Annotated in this window: 2 protein-coding genes; both read left to right on the top strand. The window is 41.2% G+C overall.

Annotation, left to right across the window (positions count from 1 at the left end):
* Positions 1-288 (top strand): hypothetical protein (locus ND2E_RS23025; RefSeq protein ID WP_033092237.1); only part of this gene is annotated, 288 nt, incomplete at its 5' end.
* Positions 288-643 (top strand): hypothetical protein (locus tag ND2E_RS19070; RefSeq protein ID WP_033092238.1); only part of this gene is annotated, 356 nt, incomplete at its 3' end. The genes ND2E_RS23025 and ND2E_RS19070, both read left to right, overlap by 1 nt.

Here is a 643-nt window from a genome sequence, read left to right on the forward strand (position 1 = left end):
GTTGACGGTTTAACTGCCAACACGGTTGTGGGTCATATTGGAGACAGATTTCAACTAGGTAAGCGTGTTCATGAATTAACGCAAAACGCGGTAACTAATAGCAGTGGCCAAGTTACCTTAAAGTTTGTGCCTGAAATTATTATTGCCCCAAACGACAATGCTGCGCTTATTTTAACTGAGCCAAAGGGGGTATTTATGATGAAAGATCCGAAACAAATCCCTGATTTTTCGCATTCGGTGCGCGTATTTAAAAGTATTTCATTAACCTTAATTGAGAGTCTTCGTTAATGCGTTTTTCAACGGTTATTCAAAATGCCATTTTAAGTGATGATCCACAGCGCATTCGTTATTACCTTAAGCTTGAGTGGCCAAGTAGCTGGCTTTACGTACACAGTGGTGTGGGCGAGCGCCAATATAAGGGTAATACCTATATTGGTATAGGTGAGCTTGGCAGCATTGGCCAACTTAAAGAAGACGGTAAAAGTAATGCGAAACGCTTGTCAATTTCCTTATCGATAAATGACACCACGTTAGTGCGCGATGTATTAGCTGAAGACCCTATTGGTAATAGTGCTGAACTCGACATTGTTGTGCTTGATGAAAACTTAAGAATACTCGATGGCGATGTGCTTTTTAGCGGCAC

The organism is Colwellia psychrerythraea (assembly GCF_000764225.1).
In the GTDB taxonomy this organism is placed as follows: domain Bacteria; phylum Pseudomonadota; class Gammaproteobacteria; order Enterobacterales; family Alteromonadaceae; genus Colwellia; species Colwellia psychrerythraea_D.